Origin of the sequence: Chitinophaga sp., assembly GCF_017745275.1 — a bacterium.
Classification (GTDB): domain Bacteria; phylum Bacteroidota; class Bacteroidia; order Chitinophagales; family Chitinophagaceae; genus Chitinophaga.
In genome coordinates, this window is record NZ_JAGHZS010000002.1 from 186,621 (window position 1) to 202,960 (window position 16,340).

Annotated in this window: 11 protein-coding genes; 10 read left to right on the forward strand and 1 reads right to left on the reverse strand. The window is 46.7% G+C overall.

Annotation, left to right across the window (positions count from 1 at the left end; all coding sequences use genetic code 11):
- The first annotated feature begins 9 nt into the window (after positions 1-9).
- The 3 genes from J7623_RS06515 to J7623_RS06525 all read left to right on the forward strand — a co-directional run bounded on the left by J7623_RS06515 (position 10) and on the right by J7623_RS06525 (position 2,370).
- Positions 10-1,044, forward strand: coding sequence for a type IX secretion system membrane protein PorP/SprF (locus tag J7623_RS06515; RefSeq protein WP_291918765.1), 1,035 nt, complete (start codon positions 10-12; stop codon positions 1,042-1,044).
- A 59-nt stretch (positions 1,045-1,103) separates the two neighbouring features.
- Positions 1,104-1,694 (forward strand): hypothetical protein, encoded by a 591-nt coding sequence (locus tag J7623_RS06520; RefSeq protein ID WP_291918767.1) that lies wholly within the window; start codon positions 1,104-1,106, stop codon positions 1,692-1,694.
- A 91-nt stretch (positions 1,695-1,785) separates the two neighbouring features.
- Entirely contained in the window at positions 1,786-2,370 is a 585-nt protein-coding gene (locus tag J7623_RS06525; protein ID WP_291918769.1) for a sigma-70 family RNA polymerase sigma factor, read from the forward strand.
- A gap of 163 nt (positions 2,371-2,533) precedes the next feature.
- Here J7623_RS06525 and J7623_RS06530 read toward each other — a convergent pair whose 3' ends face one another.
- Complete coding sequence (locus J7623_RS06530; protein ID WP_291918771.1) at positions 2,534-4,861, reverse strand: discoidin domain-containing protein; 2,328 nt, start codon at positions 4,859-4,861, stop codon at positions 2,534-2,536.
- A gap of 262 nt (positions 4,862-5,123) precedes the next feature.
- Between J7623_RS06530 and J7623_RS06535 the strand changes: the two genes are divergently transcribed.
- The 7 genes from J7623_RS06535 to J7623_RS06565 all read left to right on the forward strand — a co-directional run bounded on the left by J7623_RS06535 (position 5,124) and on the right by J7623_RS06565 (position 16,253).
- A complete protein-coding gene (locus J7623_RS06535; RefSeq protein ID WP_291918773.1) occupies positions 5,124-5,672 on the forward strand; it encodes a dihydrofolate reductase family protein in 549 nt (182 codons plus the stop codon).
- Between the two features lie 716 nt (positions 5,673-6,388).
- Positions 6,389-8,710, forward strand: a complete 2,322-nt coding sequence (locus J7623_RS06540) for a TonB-dependent receptor (RefSeq protein ID WP_291918776.1) — start codon at positions 6,389-6,391, stop codon at positions 8,708-8,710.
- Positions 8,711-8,712: 2 nt separating this feature from the next.
- Entirely contained in the window at positions 8,713-9,582 is an 870-nt protein-coding gene (locus tag J7623_RS06545; RefSeq protein WP_291918778.1) for an ABC transporter substrate-binding protein, read from the forward strand.
- Positions 9,569-10,600 carry an iron ABC transporter permease gene (locus J7623_RS06550; RefSeq protein WP_291918780.1) on the forward strand — a complete coding sequence of 344 codons (1,032 nt, stop codon included), beginning with the start codon at positions 9,569-9,571 and terminating at the stop codon, positions 10,598-10,600. The genes J7623_RS06545 and J7623_RS06550 overlap by 14 nt, the downstream gene beginning before the upstream one ends.
- Entirely contained in the window at positions 10,600-11,373 is a 774-nt protein-coding gene (locus tag J7623_RS06555; RefSeq protein WP_291918782.1) for a heme ABC transporter ATP-binding protein, read from the forward strand. Before J7623_RS06550 ends, J7623_RS06555 begins: the two co-directional genes overlap by 1 nt.
- Positions 11,374-11,408: 35 nt before the next feature.
- Positions 11,409-11,927: a hypothetical protein gene (locus J7623_RS06560; RefSeq protein WP_291918784.1), complete on the forward strand. Its 519-nt coding sequence runs from the start codon at positions 11,409-11,411 to the stop codon at positions 11,925-11,927.
- Positions 11,928-11,978: 51 nt separating this feature from the next.
- Positions 11,979-16,253 carry a discoidin domain-containing protein gene (locus J7623_RS06565; protein ID WP_291918785.1) on the forward strand — a complete coding sequence of 1,425 codons (4,275 nt, stop codon included), beginning with the start codon at positions 11,979-11,981 and terminating at the stop codon, positions 16,251-16,253.
- Positions 16,254-16,340 lie beyond the last annotated feature (87 nt).

Sequence of the window (16,340 nt, forward strand, 5' to 3'; positions counted from 1 at the left end):
CACAGGTCCATGAAAAACGTTGTGCTCACAGGTTGGTTGCTGCTACTGCTACTGCATTTTGCGCAGGCACAGCAACAACCACATTATACGCAGTATATCATGAATCCATTTATTATCAATCCGGCTTTGGCGGGTATTGAAAATTACTGGGACCTGCGTTTAAGTCACCGGCATCAGTGGGTAGGTATGAAAGGTTCGCCGGTAACTACCTACCTCACGTTGCAGGGGCCTTTACGTAAATCAGATTACAGCACCGCCTCGCCTACCGGATTCGATCCTGCCGGTAATAATCCACGGGGAAAGGCTTACTGGCAGGACTATACAACGCCGCCTCCTCATCCAGGTGTGGGGCTTACTATACTGAATGACAAGACCGGCCCGTTGAATCGTTTTTCTATAACTGGTGCTTATGCGCATCATATCAACCTTTCTCCCAGAACAAGTGTGAGCGCCGGCATCGGAATAGGGATGCAGCAGGTAAGTATCGATGCCAGCAAAGTAGAGTTCTTTGATCCTTCAGATCCTGTGCTGGGAAGTAGTTCCGGGGTATTGAATAAATGGAGACCAGAAGTAAACGCAGGACTTTGGCTTTACTCCGCCGATTATTTCGCGGGCCTGTCTGTACAGAATATTATCCCGCAGCAAATTGGTTTTGATAATGGTAAGGTAGTAGGCGATGCTGTTTATAGCGGTAAACTGGTGCCTCACCTGTTTTTTACAACGGGCTATCGCCTGTGGTTAAACGACGATCTCAATGTGATGCCATCTGTAATGCTGAAAATGATTACAGCGATGCCGCTGAGCATAGACTTCAATGCCAGGTTTATGTATCGCGACCGGCTCTGGCTGGGTACCTCTTACAGGCTGCACGATGGCGTGGCAGCTATGTTTGGAGTGAACATCAGCTCACAGTTTAACATTGGTTACTCTTACGACTATACGGCATCTTCGTTAAACACTGTTACAAAAGGTACACATGAAGTCATGATCGGCATCCTGTTCGGTAACAAGTACGGCGATACCTGCCCGCGGAACGTATGGTAGCATTATCATTTTTTTATCCTTTTCATTCATAAATAAAAAACAAACAAACAATTGTCATTATGAAACAGGTTACACGCTTCATGCCCTATGCATTGATTACTGCGGTGGTATTATTTTTTGCGGCATGCTCCAAAGACGGAGCTCAGGGCCCTGCTGGTCCTGCCGGCCCTCCGGGTCCTTCCGGTATTCCCGGCCCCGTAGGCCCCAAAGGAGATTCAGGTGTTCCGGGCAGCGCCAACGTTATTTACTCTGCCTGGCAGGACGTAAAGTTTGCACCGGTAGATACCATCCGCAACCAGGATGGCAGTATTAATACCATCCTGTTCGGATACTCGCTCACTGCAGCGAAGCTCACTTCAGGATTACTGGCTAACGCTTCTATCAACGTATATATTAACCTGGGAACAGCGGCCACCCCGTTTGTGCAGCCGTTGCCATATGTAGATGAATATGGCTATCTCGTGAGGTTTGTGGCATACACTGGTAAAATTGACCTGATTGCCAACGCACCTATCAGCACTACTGCCACGGATAAACGTTACCAATACAGGTATGTAATTATTCCTGGTGGGGTAAACGCCAGAACAGCAGCGGGCATCGACTGGAATGACTACAGCCAGGTGAAAAAGTATTTAAATCTTAAGGACTAGGTTGGCTAATACAACCACCAGTATATACAGGGCTGCCTTATTGAGGGCGGCCCCCTTCCAAAATCTATTGACAACATTATACGAAACCAGCATGAACCTATATAGTAACCATACGGACCAGGAGCTGATCCGCCTGTACATTGCAGGAAATAACCCGGCGTTTACCACATTGGTACACCGCCATAAAAGCAGGATCCTGACCACTATCGTATTATTGGTCAGAGACCGTAACCTGGCAGAAGATATTTTCCAGGAAGTATTTATTAAAATTGTAAATGCACTGCAATCCGGCCAGTATGTGGATAACAGCCGTTTCCTGGCCTGGGCGGTAAGAATTGCACACAACGCCTGCATCAGCCATTTTAGAAAGGCACATACCAGGCCGCAAATAGCGGCGAGCTATAACGACGAGCTGGGCGATAACATAGAGCTGTCGGAGCATAGCCAGGAACACCGCATGATCAGAGCAGAGATCAACGAAGAAATCAGCCTGATGCTGGATCGCCTGCCCAGTTTGCAACGCGAAGCACTGATACTGCGTTATTATGCTGATCTGAGCTATAAGGAAATAGCGAAGATCATAGGTGTCAGTATCAATACAGCTTTGGGCAGGGTGCGTTACGCATTAATGAATCTGAGAAAACAGATGAGCGCAGAAAGCCTGGTATCAGCGTAGAAGGAACTCTGGTTTCAATACCACATCACGGGAGAATTGCCGGAAATACCCGTAATTGGCGGATCTCAGCACATAAGTATCCTGGTATTTATGCCAATAAAAAAAGCCGTTGGTGTGTAAACCAAAGGCTCTCTTTTGCGTATTATTTTGTAAGATGAATACCTCAATGCCCATACACTTTCAGCGCATAAATCCCCGTGGCTGTTTTTTCTGCAGCAGGTAGTACTGTAATACGTACCCATCGTGCGGTAGCTTTGTGCAGATCCACGAAACAAGGCTGCGGGATATCACCGTTACTACCTCTGTCTGCAAACAACTGCCAATGCACGTTATCTGTAGAATACTCCAGTTTGTAATGTGCTGGCTTGTCGGTAAGATCGATGAATGTTTCACAGCGGGTAATATTGTAAGAGCGCCCCAGGTCTACGGTTAACCATTGAGGCTGCGTTGCATCGCTGGCCAGCCATTTGGAAAGGGAATTGCCATCAAAGGCATTTACTGCCTCCAGTCCGGGAGATTCTACAGACGCAGTGGCTACTTTCCAATCGGACAATAAGTGACCGTTGATGGGCACATAGTGAATGGCAGTATTATCAAATTTTGCTTTATTCCAGCCAGAGGTAAGCCCGCAGGCGCCCAGCAGGTAAGTGTTATCCCGGATAGCAGCTACGGCCTGGTCATCAATAAATGCCTGGATGCTATCGGCATTGCAGCGCAGCCTGAGGCGATGCCAGGTATTGGCATCTATGCGGCCTTCTGCCAGGGTTTGTGTTTTCGTTTCTAATTTCCATTTGTTGTCTTTATAAATATTCAGCCTGTAACCCCATGGGATGTTGGCCTGGGATGATTTATCATAGGAAGTCCTGATAATGATGCCGGCATAGCCGGTACCGTTGAAGGCATTTTCTTCAGGTAATACATCGGCTGCCACTTCGCCGTTTTCCCATTCTGTACCCTGCGCCACAAAGGTATAGGCGCATTCATCGGGGATCCAGTGGGTGATGTCGTTGTTCAACATCTGCCGTAAACATTTACTTTCACCAGGTGCCTGGTAAATTTCAAAAGCGCCGGAGTTATCATAGAAATATTTGGGCGACATGGGTGCCTGGTTCAACGTATAACCGTCGAAGTTATCAGCATAGGTAGTGGGAAAACCGGTAGCGGCCGGGATGTTGTGTGTACCTTTATGTTGCCCCGTGGTGGTGGTGAGCGAGTAGATGCTCGCCGCATCCAGTTGAATGGTAAACACGCCGTTTACAGGTTTAATATCCCGTAGCTGCACGAACTGCCGGCTGCTGTCTGATTTCCATACATGTATAACGCCGCCGGATAGCCCGGTTGTTTTAAACGTCATTTTTTTAGGGAGATGACCTGTTACGGCAACGATGCTATAATCGCCCTGCTTTCCGGGACGTTTGTACGTGCAATAAGCGCCGTTTCCAGGCAGCCATCCGCAGCCATTGTCGAGGTATTGCCACCCGGGTTGCACAAACTGGTTGAAGTGCGCTACGGCCCAGATGGTGGGCCATACTTCATAATAGCCGGACCAGGGGCTCACGCCTTTCATCATGCCTACGCTGGAGAAGCAGGTGTTATCAGGCATGGAGGCGATAGGGCACCAGACATTCACTTTCACAATCTTTTGTTTGAGGTAGCATTTCAGGATGTTTAATGCCAGGTAGGTAGTGTTCTTCCACGACTTCCCACCCAATGAAAAGTCCTCTCCTGACCACAGTGGTACGCCACATTCAAAAGCATTTTTTCCGGCCAGCGACGTGCCTTCACGCCACATATAAGAGTCAGGGTAATGATAACTAACGGCGGCCACTGCGTTGCGAAATGCGGTATCGCGTATCAGCTCATCGCAAATCGCCCAGGCCGGCCCTGATCCTTCCGGCGCATTGATGCCGATATGGGAGAAGCCACTTTTATTCAGTAGAGGTCTTAATGTATCCACGATCCAGTTTCGGTTATATGCTCTTTCATTCCAGCAGCCGCCGATGTATTTCATGCGCAGGCCCCAGTGTTGTGCGCCTTCGATGAATTTAACGAGATAGGCGGCGTTGTCGGCCGACCAGGTACCATTGAACCACCCGGGCATGCTCCATTCCAGCGCATCCAGTTCTATATGGGGATTTCTGTTGGCGGCTTCGCGCATGAGCCAATATTCATATCCCCGGTTGTAATTGGGGGCGGCCATTTCTGCGCGGGTTCGTGCAAAGCTCGGTTCAGCGCCACAGGTGGTATTACCATCTCCACCGATTTCTGTTTTCAGGTAGATAAAACCTGCCCCAAAATTTGGTTTAAAAAGATAATCAAGGATATCACTCCTGTAGGATGCAGGGTAATCTATCAGCATACGGGACGAGGCGCCTGCGCTTACTGCACCTATGCCTTCAAATACTCTTCCTTCGCCATTTCCGTTGATAGGGATAGTGTCTGTATTAATAGCGTAGGTACAGGTAGCTGCAAGTAATAAGTAAGTGGTCATTATTGCTTTTTTCAACATCATGCGGCGCAATGGTTATATATTGTTTGCAAAGTAGGTTTTATTACCAACGTGGGATGGTGCAAAATAGGAAGGAGTTGGTTGATGAAAAATGGACAATCGTTTCATTAAGATGGATTATTTAATGTGGTTACTCCACATTTATTTGGTCTTAAATTCCCCTTTTTTTGTCCCGGATGCCCCCCGTTACGATTGATATATTATGCTACTTTTGGAAGGCACCTGTACAAACAAAACCGATCACATGAGACATATAATCTACGGTATCAATCTGACCTTGGATGGTTGCTGCGACCATACTCAAATGAGTGGCAGCGATGAAATGGTCGACTATTTTACGGACCTGATGCAGGACGTTGACCTGATCATCTACGGACGTACAACCTACGAGTTGATGGTGCCTTATTGGCCGGACGTTGCAAAAGCACAATCCGGGACGAAAGCAGAAAATAGATTTGCACAAACATTTGATGCGATTGATAAAATTGTTTGTTCTACCTCATTACAAGATGTACCAGGTAACACGAGGATTATTCGCACCAACCTCGCGGAAGAAATCAGGCAACTGAAACAGCAGCCGGGTAAAAACATTTCGATTGGTGGAGTTAGCCTGCCTTCAGAACTGATCTGGCTAGGGCTGGTAGATGAATATTACTTTCTCGTTCACCCCGTCCTTTCCGGGGAAGGTCGGCGCCTGCTCGATGGTATCAGTATTCCCGGTCAGTTACAATTGAAGCTGGCAGATTCAAGGACGCTGCCATCGGGAGCTATTGCACTCCATTATGTGAAATAATAATAGCGACCGGAGCCAGGAAATACGTTTTATCAGTGACACCTGCGTACGTATAATAGATACACTTTATTGCTGCGGTGCCATTTCCTTTTTATCTTATTATGCCACGGATATTCTTCCGTACCCGTGTTTCCGTTATACCTTAGTAAAGCTATAGATAGCCCTATTGGGCGATATTAACCACGTTATTACCTGCCAGGTATACTTCTTTTACCGTTGGATTACATTTGTGTGATAATTATCTTTCAGGGCTAAGTGCTATTGTCATGAAAAATAAACAAAGAAAAAAAGACTATCATCAGATAGTTTTTTTTACTAGCTTTATTTGAGCACAAACGACCAATTTCTGAATCCGAATCTGAGCGATCAACGAAAAATCCTGTTTGAAATACCTGAGCGCCGTGAGGGAAGTGACCCTAGAACAGGCCAGATACATCAGCACAACGAGAGAAATAAACTAAGCATTATTGTAATTGCGCTGTTCCAGCACTGTGGAGTATTATTTCTATGAACCAAAAGACTTTGTGAATCCGAATTTACTGTGAACCAATGAACTAATTAAAGTTGCCTTTATCAACTTTCAACCGCGTAATTCATGTAATTAACCAAATCACATATAAACAATGAAAAAGAATATTTCCCGGCTATAGCGTGCCTATGCCCAACGGCGTCGTATACCCGCTAAAGTTATAATCCAAAACCCAAATTAATACCAGATGAAAATCCTGATTAATTGTTTGCTGACAACAGTGTTGTCGCTTCATAGCTATGCCCAACAGGCAATACATGGGAAAGTGTATGATATCTACGCACAAACGCCCATTAAAGGCGCGTGCCTGTATTCCAACGGTAAACTGCTGACTTCAACAGACATCAATGGCAGCTTTAGTCTTGACTGTCCCAATTGTACTGTAACCATAGTGGCGATGGGATATGACGCCCAAACGATACCTTTCAAAAATAACAGCACACAATTGATGATCGGGCTTACTGCTGCATCTTATAACCTGAATGAAGTAATGGTGAATGCCGGCAAATCTAATATCAGCCTCTTACAGCCGAAATCAGTAGCGGTCCTCACCAACCAGGACCTCCACCGCAATGATGGCCTCTTTCTCGAAAATTCACTGAACCTGGTACCCGGTGTACGGATGGAAAAAAGAACTATGTCAGGCGGCCAGCGTATTACTATACGGGGATATGGTAATGGTACCAATTTTAATGGCACTGGCTACAAGGCATACCTGAATGGTATTCCCGTTACCGATGCGGAAGGCACTACTATCCTGGATGATATTGATTTCTCTATATTAGGAAAGGTGGAGGTGATCAAAGGACCTGCTTCCAGTTTATATGGCAGCGGTATTGGTGGCATATTGAAAATGTATACCCTGAAACCTGCTACCTACGGCACCCGTCTTTCCCAGGAGGTGTTAGCCGGGAGCTATGGCTTGTTCAGAACCAACACCCGGGTGGAATACGCAGATGAAAAGTCGTCTGTTATGATCAACTACGGCCATCAGAACTACGACAGCTACCGCATACAAAGCAGCTCCAAAAAAGACTTCGTTTCCTTCATCGCAGATTTTCACAGCAACGATAAACAAACGCTGTCTGTTTATGCAGCCTACAACAATTCCAACGACCAGTTAGCCGGACAACTCGATAGTATACAGTTTGCACAACGAAAGGATACCGGAGAAGTCCCTTATCTGAAAAATAACGGTTATGTATCGTTTGAATCTTATCGCGCCGGCATCTCCCACAACTACCAGTTTTCCCCGCATGTAAATAACCTGAGCAGTGCCTGGTTTACCGGGTACAAACAATCACAGGCCTTTGCGGTTGGTCTGTCAAGTAATATTGCCCAGAACTTAGGTGCACGTACCGAAATAGGATTTAATTTTACCGGTCGTGCCATTACTCTCAATGGCAGCGTAGGTGCTCAATACCAGAAAACAGGTTCCTTTAAAAAGAGCTACGGCCTTGCCAACAATATTACAGGTGCACTCAGCGGGGATATTGAATTGTCGGCTATGCAGTACAACATTTTCACGCAGTGGGAGTTGAAACTGCCACAGGGATTTATGGTCACCGCCGGCGTGAGTAATAATTACCTGGAATATTCCATTACTGATCGCCTCACTAACAGCGCAAATCCTACGCATAAGGACCAGTCGGGGCATAAAACCTTTACACCCGTTATTACTCCACAGGTAAGCATACTGAAAGCGCTGAATGAAAACGTGTCGGTATATGCCGGTGTAAGTAAAGGTTATTCGCCACCCGTATCCGGCCAGGTGGTTATTCCGCAGATCAGCCAGGTAAATAAAGACCTGCGGCCGGAGAAATCCGTGCAATATGAAGCAGGCGCCAAAGGCACGCTATTACATAAAAACCTGTTGTTCCAGGTAGCCATATTTGATATGGAGATAACAGACAAATTGACTTCACAGGCGGTAACAGACAATTCCGGTACTGTCCTGTATTCCATCACCACCAATGCCGGTGGGCAGCAAAACCGTGGCATAGAAGCGGAAGTATCTTATACCATAAAGCCGTTGCAACCGAAAGTCATCTCCCTCATACAACCATTTGTCAGCTATACTTATTCCCGTTTTATCTACAAACAGTTCCGGAGTGATAATAACAATAATGCCAAAACCATTGATTATAGCGGCAACAAGGCATCCGGCGTACCACCTCAACTCCTCAATGCCGGTGTAGATGTAATTTCCAAATGGGGCGTTTATTTAAACACTACCTGGCAGTTTGTAGACAGGATGCCGATTACTTATGATAACCGGCATTACGCAGACGCCTATACGCTGTTGCAAGCCAAATTAGGCTACCGCCATTCTCTTGGCCGGCATTTTCAGCTGGAGGTATTTGCAGGCGGTAATAACCTCACCAGTAGCCGTTATTACACGATGGTGTTTTTGAATGCCAACTTCAGTGGTGCTACTCCAAATATTTACTTACCGGGTCCCTATAAAGCCAACTGGTATAGTGGTTTTCATCTCAACTATAAATTTTAATCATGCAAAGAAATATACTCCGCGCATTGGCCATGTTGTTGCTTACTTCCTGCGGAAGATTTGGTCACCAGTCGCTCCTGCATAGTGATTCCACACGCATTGTTTGTTTGTCAAAACAATACAATGAGGTGATTTATGCACTGGGAGCGGAAAAGGGACTGGTGGCAGTAGATCTCTCCAGTACTTACCCACCCGCCATTAAAGCATTGCCCACTGTGGGCTATCATCGTGCATTAAGTGCTGAAGGGTTATTAGCGCAAAATCCAACGCTGGTGATACACGACAATAACATCGGACCGGAAAATGTAATGCGGCAACTGGAAAAAATGCAGGTCCCTATGAAAACCTTTATGGACAGCGTATTCACCATAGCACAGGACAAAGCCATGATACAGCAGCTGGGGGCGTATTTCCACAAAGAGGCACAGGCTGATAGTCTTTGTAAAAAGCTGGATACAGAAATGAACGAGGCATTAACTAACGTTCACCAATATACGGATACCCCCAAAGTAGTTATTATTCATTTTGGGCGAGCCATGAATATTTACCTGGCGCTTACCCAAAAAAGTACCGGTGCTAAAATGATAGGATGGGCGGGAGGCTACATTCCTATCAGCGGAGACAAAGGCATGCAGCAGGTGTCAGCGGAACTCATTGCACAAGCCGATCCTGATGTAATACTACTCACTGATTTTGGCTACGACCGGCTGGGCTCCTTCGATAAAATAAAAGAGTTGCCCGGTGTTGCCGGCACTAAAGCAGCGTTGCATCATCGTATTTACCGGATAGAGGAGCATGATATTGTATACCTGGGCCCGCGCACAGGTGCCAATGTACTTGCTTTTCAAAAACTGATACATGCAGGTAAATAAACATTACAATAGCGTGTACCCGATACTGATAGGATTACTGGTAGTAACAGCTTTGCTATCGGCCTGCTTCGGTGCTGTTAATATTGGTACCGGGGAAATGTATGATGCCATCCGTAAAACGGTTACCGGGTACAGCGACTTTTCTTTACATGAACGGATTTTTATGGAGATCCGTTTACCAAGAGTGCTTTTCTGTTTATTGGCAGGATCGGCGTTGGCGGTAGGTGGCGTGTTATTGCAGGCGCTCTTCAGAAATCCGATAGTAGAACCGGGGCTGGTGGGTACTTCCAGCGGGGCTGCTTTTGGAGCGGCGTTGTATTTCGTATTAGGAGCGTCGCTGCATTTTAATGCCGGCGAATGGACGCTGCCATTGGCGGCGGCAGTGGGAGCCACCGTAGCCACGTTCCTGGTATTGGGTTTATCCGAAACAAAACAAACAGGGAAAGCGGCTATCGGAACATTGCTGCTGATGGGCATTGCGGTGAATGCATTATTTCTCAGCGGTACCGGCTTTCTTTCTTACCTGGCCCGCGACCCACAGGCACGATCCATTACTTTCTGGAATCTGGGCACCCTTTCCGGCGCCAGTTGGAATGCAGTGATCATCACCGCTGTAGTAGTAGCGATCTGTTTCTGGCGCGCACTTTCTTATGCACCACAATTGAATTTGCTGATCCTGGGTGAAGACGAGGCCATGTTGACAGGTATTTCTGTTCAACGGCTCAAAAGAGAAATATTAATCATCAACGTGATCATGGTGGCTGTAGTGACGTCGTTCACAGGTGTGATCAGTTTTGTAGGATTGGTCGTTCCTCATCTGATGCGGATCTGGAAGGGAGCGGATAGCCGTTACCTGGTTATTAGCAGTGCATTGGCAGGGGCCATATTGTTAAGCCTGGCAGATATCGCTGCAAGAATGCTGTTACGCCCGGCAGAACTACCTATTGGTATCGTTACGGCTATTACAGGCGTACCTGTTTTCATCTATTTGTTAAGGAAGAAAAAATATTATTACTGATGTTGGTAGTATCTGATCTGACCTACGTAGCGGGTAACAGCCTGTTGTTGCAGTCTATCAACCTGCAACTGGATGCCGGTAAACTGCACCTGGTAGTAGGTCCCAATGGAGCGGGAAAGTCCACTTTACTGAAAGTGTTAGGTGGGCAAATTGCGCCTGCTTCCGGTATTATCCGGTATGCCGGCAGAAATATTTCCACTTTCGGAAGCAAGGAACTGGCGCGGGTGCGGGCTTCACTTTCCCAGCACCAGGAATTGTCGTTTCCATTAAAGGTGTGGGAGGTGGTGATCATGGGGCGGTATCCTCACATACGGGATGTTCCGGGCTCTAATGACATCCGGTATTGCCGGGAAGCGATGGCGTTGTTTCACCTGGAAGCATTAGCCGACAGGGACTATATGAGTTTATCAGGAGGAGAAAAACAACGAGTACATTTTGCCCGTATCCTATCCCAGATATGGGAGCCTGTTCCTGGTGCCTGCCGCTATTTGTTGCTGGATGAACCGCTCACTTTCCTGGATGTGCATTATCAGTTTCATCTGATGAAGCTGTTGAAGACATTATTGGAGCAGCCCGATCTGCTGATTGTGGGCGTGGTACATGACCTGAATATCGCTGCGCGGTTCGCAGACAATATCCTGTTGCTGCATCAGGGGAAATTAATAGCACAAGGGAGCCGGTCAGCCGTACTCACGCAAGAGAATATACGAAATGTATATCAGCTGGAACCGGTGATCTATGAGAAAGATGACCGGTATTTACTGGCTTTTTGAAAATGTATTTATCCACTTTATAATAACTATTACAAATGAAAACAAAATCTGTGAAAATTCCGCTATGGCGCTGTTTTTTACTGATGGTGCTCTTGCTTTCCGGCATAGCATCACCGGCGCAGCAGCATGCCCGTCAAAGTACCAAGGCTCCCGACTGGATCGCCATGATGGATGATCCGAATGTCAACTTTTTTGTGATTGAAAAATCATTTAATGATTATTGGAAAGGGAAGGAGTTACCAGTGGAAGAAGATGAAATACTGGATGTGAAAAATAATTCTGAAAGAAAGCGTGGATTCCTGGGTTTATTCAAACGAAAGGAATCTGCAGAAAGAAAAGAAAGTGAGAAGTATGCATTTCAATATAAAAAATACCAGTGGTGGCGCAGGCAAGTACTTCCTTATGTACAGCCCGATGGTACTATCCTCACCAAAGATCAGCAGATTAGGATCTGGCAGCAGCAAAAGGACTTAAAGAACAATATTAATGCGAAGCAGGCCAAAGACAGGAAAGAAAAAGAGGCAGACACCAGCAAATCCCAGCAGCGCTATTAGTATAGCCGGCGACAGAAAAAATAATTTCTCCATCAACCAGAAATAACTGAAATGCATATACGTAAATATCTATCACTGATTTTACCTGCCTGTCTGCTGTTATCATCAGCAGCATTTGCCCAAAACTATGGCAGCTGGCGGAATATAGGCCCGGTGCTCTTTCCCGTCAACTCTTCCGGTCAGATCAATGGTATAGGCCGTGTTACACAAATGAAGTTTCATCCTACCACTTCCGGTACCCTTTACGCCACCAGTGTATGGGGCTTATGGAAAAGTACAGATACCGCCAACACCTGGCAGCTACTGGGCACTGACGATCTTCCAAAAGCTTCCTTTGCCTCGGTGTGTATCGACAATACCAACGACCAGATTATTTATGTAGGTACCGGTGATCCCAACTACTACGGCACCTCCCTGGGCGTTTACAAAACAACAGATGGCGGACAGTCATGGTTACCTGCCAACAGCGGCCTTGATAACCGTATGGCCGTGGAATTACTGATGTCACCTACCAATCATAATGTATTGGTGGCGGCTACCAATGATGGCATCTGGAAAACCACAGACGGCGGTGTTTCCTGGTCGCAGCAGCTGGCCGGCGGCCAGTTTACCGACATGGTTTTTAAAGCAGTAGCTAACACTTCCACTTTGTTTGCCGTTACCATGGGTGGTAACTTTTATACTTCCACTAATATGGGAGATACCTGGACGGCTACTACAATTACCTTACCGGCAAATGGGGCCAACGGTACCAGGTTGGGTGTTACCCGTGCTGATTCCAACCGGGTATACGTGGGTATGGTAGGTTCCAACAGTGGTTCTGCCGGCGGCGTTATTTATCAATCTACCAATGGTGGTTCCTCTTTTACCCAGGTAAAAGGAGATGTTTCTCCTAACCTGAATGGTTACTCCGCTACCACCAATGGCCAGGGTAACTACAACTGGTCTATGTGCGGCGATCCTGCCAATGCCAACACGGTATATGTAGTAGGTCACCTGATCTGGAAAAGCACCAATGGTGGCAGTACCTGGACACAGATGGAGCCGAATTGGGCTTCTGTCATCCATACAGACATGCACGGCATAAAAGTAGATCCCTATAATAACAGCCGGCTGTTTAACTACAACGATGGCGGCGTATGGCTCTGCACAGATGGAGGTACCACCTGGACACCGAAAAGCAACGGCCTGTCTTCCACAGAAGTATATCATGCTTCCAACAGCCCTATCCGGCGGGATATGATTAGCATCGGTACACAGGACAATGGGGAACTATATTATAAGTATGGGACCAATCCATGGTTTACCAACAGAGGTGGTGATTGGGGAGAACGCTCCAACTTTGACTACAGTAATAATAGCCAGGTGTATTATTATAATGGGAAAAGAAGATCAGTGACTGGCAGTGATGCGTCTTACAACCTACCGTTCACCGGTACCAACAATATGCAACTGGAATTCACACCGCAAAATGTAGCTATTGCCTTTGCGGCAGATACGGGTTTATGGCGTAGCGCCAATATTACCGCTGCCTCTCCGTCATGGACCAAAGTAGCCAGTGCCGCAGAGAAAATTAATGCATTACAAATCAGTAATGTTAACGCTAATGTGGTTTTCTACGTCACCACCAACCAGAAAGTATACAGCTCACGTAATGCCACAGCAGCCACTCCTACTTTCACCAGTGTTGCTGCACCGGCAGCTACCAATGTGGCAGCCAGCGTTACCACTATCTCAAGTGATACCAATGTAGTGTACCTTGCCTGTGGTAGTCGTGTATACCGTTCCGGCGATAAGGGCAGCACTTATACTGATATCAGCGGAACGCTCCCACAAGTCAACGTGATACGGTTGCTGGAAGACCGCTTTTCCACTAACGAAACCGTATACCTGGCCACTGCACGTGGCGTGTATTATCGTAATAAAACCATGAACGATTGGGGGCTGTATTCCATAGGGTTGCCCACCGTAGCGGATATTACAGATCTTTTCGTGTATAATACGGGCAATGTAGATAGCAGTGAATTAAGAGTAAGCTTTTATGGAAGAGGTGTTTTTGGTACTAAATTAGGCAACGCTATTACGCCGCTGATCTCCTTTGCTGCTACGTCTATTGCCACCACGGCCGCCGGTACCAGTATATCGGGATGTAGACCTTATACAGATTACCCCGTGAACCTGACTATCAGCCCTGCGCCAACAGGCAATGCAAACGTACAGCTGGTGGTAGGCTCCACCTCCTCAGCGAAACGTGGAATTGATTTTGATGTAACCACCAATGGTAACTTTGTTACTCCAAGTGACACCGTCATTTTTGCTTCCGGGCAAACAGCCCCGCGAACCGTCACGATCAGGGTTTATGGCAGCAAAACAGATCCATCTGCTAAATTCTCCCTGCTTACTTTTAGTGTGAATGGTACTACCAACGCAATGGCTAATCCATCGGCACAAACAGCGCGCGTGGATATTACCTATCCGGATGCTTCTCCGGTAGGAGATACAGCCCGTGTTAACCTGGTATATGGTAACGGCACCACAGGCGGAAGCGCTTCCAGTCCGTTCAACGGTACGCAATCAGATAAGAAGGCGCAGACCATTTATCCGGCAAGTGAGCTCAGAGCGGCTGGCATACAAAAAGGATTTATTAACGCCATCTCTTATCATGTTATCTCGAGAACAGTGACAAGTACCAGCACTTTCCAGAACTTCAATATCGCGCTCGGACTCACATCACAAACCGCCTTTACCAACACCGTGTTCGATAGCAGCCCGCTTACGAATGTGTATTCAGGTACTATCAGTGTACCGGATACAGGTTGGATCCTGGTACCTTTCTCACAACCTTTCTACTGGGATGGTTATTCCAGTCTGCTTATTCAATCCTGTTACAATAATCCGGATGGTAATGATCAGGGAGATAACCTGGTGGCGTCCCTTTCTGTAAGCGGAGCTAATCCTACGGCCTTCCAGCGTCAAACCAGTGGTACCGGATGTACGTTTAATGCACCGGGTTATGGATCTACCAGGCCTAACCTGATCATCAATACCAAACCATCCGTTACACCAGTGGCCAGCATATTAAACCGTAGTACCACACAGTATCTCGGACCTAATGCCACCGTTTACTTCTCAGATACCAGTGGTGCTATTATCGCTAAGATACAGAACCTGACCAGTTTCGATTATGGCTGCACTACTGTAAAAGTGGATAGGGCAGGCAACGGTACCACCGCATTCTGGGATAGTACGGCCGCGCATTACCTGGCTGCTAAAACGGTGAAAATAACCCCTGCCAATAACAACCCTTCAGGCAGAGTGAGTGTAACACTCTATTATAATCCAACAGAGAAGCAAGGTTGGACTACCGCTACTGCACAATCATGGGATACCATAAAAATGGTGAAGGTGATCAGTAACATCAGCAATGTAACACCAGCTAATCCTTACCCGGATGGCGCCGGCGGTTTTGAGATCAGTCGTGACTCCAGCGGAAAGAAAGGTGCCACCATTTATTTTGTTTCCGCAACGTTTAATACCGGTCTGGGTGGATTTGGCGTAGGTATTCCGGGTACACCGCCGGCAACATCCGGCTGTAATACACCAATACCACGTGCACAGCTAAGGATCTCCGGATTCGACAGCCAGGAAACTGTTGGAGAAAACGCACCGGTAACCAACGTTATTGATGGTGATATCAATACTTTCTGGCATACACAATGGTATAACGCTACTGCACCGATGCCCCACTATGTATCTATCTACCTGGGCGGCTCCTATAATCTGAGCAAGCTTACTTATGTACCAAGGCAGGCGGCAGTAAATGGCCGTATTAATGCTTATAAGGTAGAAGTGAGCACGGACAGTCTTACCTGGACACAGGTGGCCACCGGTAATTTCGTCAACAGCACAGCGGCGCAGGATGTAGTTTTCAGCCCTGCAGTAAAAGCGAAATATGTGAAACTCACTGCTACTTCGGAAGTAAACGGCAATGCATGGACTTCCATAGGAGAGCTATCCTTTACAGGATGTCCGGATACAAGTCCGATGCTGAGTAAGGTAAGCACTTTGTCAGCCAGCAATGTTAAAGTATATCCAACTTTGTTGCGGAGAGGAGAGGCCGTTCATGTCCGGAATAATAACCCGGGCAGCTTCCTGATACAGTTGTATGATGTGAATGGGAAAATGATGAAGCGGGAATTGTTTAACAACAACGGCATTATTCAAACGAATGAGCTGCCGGCAGGAATTTATATTTATAGCATCTTCAGTAATAAAATGAATATCCGCAAACAAATTACGAGTGGAAAAATTATCATAACGGAATAAGATTCCACCTGCATGATGACGAATAGTAAGGGCTGGCCATTGGCTGGCCCTTACTGTTAAGTACTTTGTACCGATACTCACATAAAT